Origin of the sequence: Mycobacterium sp. E735, assembly GCF_001666955.1 — a bacterium.
In the GTDB taxonomy this organism is placed as follows: Bacteria; Actinomycetota; Actinomycetes; order Mycobacteriales; family Mycobacteriaceae; genus Mycobacterium.
This window is the reverse complement of record NZ_LZIX01000175.1, coordinates 1-2,824: the sequence shown is the minus strand read 5'-3', so window position 1 is coordinate 2,824 and position 2,824 is coordinate 1. Positions and strand designations below refer to the sequence as shown.

The following is a 2,824-nucleotide window of genomic DNA, read 5'->3' as shown; positions in this document are numbered from 1 at the left end:
CACTCAGGTAGTCGCGGGCCTGCCGCAGCGCGGTCGACGTCCAGCGGATCGCACCGGGAAGCCGCTCCGGGCCGAGCACCACCAGCCCGACCACGACGAGGACCAGGATGTGCTCCCAGCTCAGGCTGCCGAACATCTAGCTTCCGTCGGGGTCGGGCTTGACGGTCAGGGTGACGTGCCGACCGTCGCGGACCACCTCGATCGGGGCGTCCTGGCCGATGGTCAACTGCCGGACGGCGACGACGAACTCGTCGGCGTCGGCGACCTTGCGGTTACCGACCTTGACGATCACGTCATTCTCCAGGATTCCGCCCTTTTGCGCGGGGCTTCCCGCCTTCACGTTGGCGACCTGCGCGCCGGCGGCGATCGCGTTGCTCACCGACCGGGTGCTGATGCCCAGCGTCGGGTGCACGATCTTGCCGTCTTTGATCAGCGTCTGCGCCACCATCTTGGCCTCGTTGATGGGGATCGCGAAGCCCAACCCACTCGCGCTGTCGGACAAGGACTTACCCGCGGTGTTGATGCCGATCACCTGCGAATCCATATCGATCAGCGGGCCGCCGGAGTTGCCGTGGTTGATCGACGCGTCGGTCTGCAGCGCGTCGATGACGGTGTCGGTGTCCGAGCCCTCACCCGACAACGGGACGGGACGGTGCAGCGCGCTGATGATGCCGTGGGTCACGGTGCTGCGCAGCCCCAGCGGCGCGCCCGCCGCGAGGACCTCGTCACCGACATTCACCTTGTCCGAGTCGCCGAACCGGGCCACGCTCAGGTTGTCGACATTGTCGACCTTGAGCACGGCCAGGTCGGTCTTCGGGTCGCGGCCGACCAGGTTGGCGGGCACTTCCTTACCGTCGTTGAACACCACGGTCGTCTTGAACTGGCTGGGATTGTTGGCCGCCTCGGAGATCACGTGGTTGTTGGTGATGATGTAGCCGCGCCCGTCGACCACCACGCCCGAGCCCTGCAAGCCCTCCTGGTCACTCTTGGACTCGATGGTGACCACCGCGTTCGCGGTCGCGGCCGCCACCTTGGCGAACCGGCCGGCCGGACCTTCACCGTTGCCGTTGGTCGACAGGGTCACCTTCGAGGTGGTGAACGCCTCGGCGACCTCGGCCGTCTTGCGGCCGATCACACCACCGATGACGCCGATGAGCAGCGCGATCAGCAGCAGGGCGAGCAACGCCAGGTAGGACACCTTGCCGCCGAACAGCACATCGCGTACGCCGAGCTTGCCGCTGTAGCCCTGCGGACCCCGAGGTCCCGCGGGGGCGACCGCCGGGGTGCCCAGCGCCGCGGCGGCCGCCGGGTCGCGCCAGGGGTCGTCGAGTTCGTCGGGCTCGGCCCCGTTTTTCTCGGCCGCGAGCGCGCCGGCGTCGACGGGGTGGCGCTGCAGCGAGTCGGGGCTTCCGACGGGACGGCTGAACGCCTCCTGGAGGACCGGATCGGCCGGCTCGTCGTGCGGGGAAAACTCGGATTGGTCCCGGTACTTCCGCGGACGGACCCGATCGGCCACGAAGGAGCCGCGCAGTCCGTCGGGACGGCTGAACAGTTGGCGAGACGCGGGGTCCACCGGCGGACGGGAGATGGGGCGCGGCGCCAAGCGGTTGCCGCTGTCGTTGCCTTGGTCGGAGGTCACGTTATCCCTTTGGATCCTCTTCTTGAGCGCTCGAGACAGGCCCTGCACCGGGCGATACCCACGACACCGGCGTGGTCGTGTCCACCCTAGTATCCACGGTTCGGGACCGGCCGCCCATGAGCGCGCGGGCGGGGTGCGCAAAATCGGGACGGATCAACGACGGGGGCTCATTCGGAAGGCGCGCAGCTACGGGCGCTTGCGCTGCTCACGGGCGTCGCGCTCAGCAAAACGGTCGGCCGGCCGGCCGGTCGCGTCGTCGGGCGAATCGTAGGGAATCTCGGCGAGCATTCCGAGCAGCGCGCTCGGGATGCGGATCGGATGCGAATCCCGCAGCGCCGCACGGGCCCGGCTCTGACCGTCGACCTCGGCCGCACACTGCGGGCACAGCGACAGGTGATGCGCCGCCCGCAGGTGCGCGTTCATCCGCAGCTCACCGTCGACGAAGGCCGCGATGGCTTCGACGGAAAGGTGCTCGGTAGAGCCGAACTGGCGCGGCGCGCCGACGGGGGCATCGCTCTGGGAGGCGAACTGGGCGGGAAGCCAGGAGAACGCACGACGGAACAGATGTCCTCGATCGGGCATCACCGGGTCCTTTCGTTGCGCCTACCCCTCGAATGTAGCGCGAGGCAGCTCGCAATATCGCGTCTCGAGACCGCGAAACCGCTGGCTCATGGCCAGGCGACGAACCCTACGCCGACTCGGCGCGCACCGCGTCCCGGCCGGCGCCCGGTTGCGGATGAGCGGCCAGGTAGTCGCGCAACGCCTGACGTCCGCGGTGGATGCGGCTGCGCACGGTGCCGAGCTTTACGCCCAGCGTCGCGCCGATCTCCTCGTAGGACAGGCCCTCGATGTCACACAGGACGACGGCGGCGCGGAATTCCGGCGGCAGGGAATCCAGGGCGGCCTGCAGGTCCGGACCGAGCCGTGAATCGTGATAGATCTGCTCGGGATTGGGCTCGTCGGCGGGCACGCGCTCGTAATCCTCGGGCAGCGCCTCCATCCGGATGCGGGCGCGCCGGCGCACCATGTCGAGGAAAAGGTTGGTGGTGATGCGGTGCAGCCAGCCTTCGAACGTTCCCGGCTGGTAGTTCTGCACCGATCGGAAAACCCGGATGAAGGTCTCCTGCGTCAGGTCTTCCGCGTCATGCTGATTGCCCGAGAGGCGGTAAGCCAGCCGGTACACCC

The 2,824-nt window shown here is 68.5% G+C and carries 4 protein-coding genes; all 4 read right to left on the bottom strand.

All coding sequences use genetic code 11. The features are described from left to right. Positions 1-136, bottom strand: a 136-nt coding sequence (locus A5704_RS13945; RefSeq protein WP_197498865.1) for a twin-arginine translocase TatA/TatE family subunit, incomplete at its 3' end; no start/stop codon positions are given. Then, a complete protein-coding gene (locus tag A5704_RS13940; RefSeq protein ID WP_067754818.1) occupies positions 137-1,639 on the bottom strand; it encodes a S1C family serine protease in 1,503 nt (500 codons plus the stop codon). It abuts the gene before it with no gap. 186 nt (positions 1,640-1,825) lie between these two features. Then, complete coding sequence (gene rseA, locus A5704_RS13935) at positions 1,826-2,221, bottom strand: anti-sigma E factor RseA (protein ID WP_067754815.1); 396 nt, start codon at positions 2,219-2,221, stop codon at positions 1,826-1,828. A gap of 106 nt (positions 2,222-2,327) precedes the next feature. Next, positions 2,328-2,824 (bottom strand): RNA polymerase sigma factor SigE (gene sigE, locus A5704_RS13930; protein WP_067889469.1); only part of this gene is annotated, 497 nt, incomplete at its 5' end.

Bases quoted from the DNA above. Each gene is read 5' to 3' on its own strand.
- rseA (WP_067754815.1), bottom strand. From the start codon at position 2,221: ATGCCCGATCGAGGACATCTGTTCCGTCGTGCGTTCTCCTGGCTTCCC.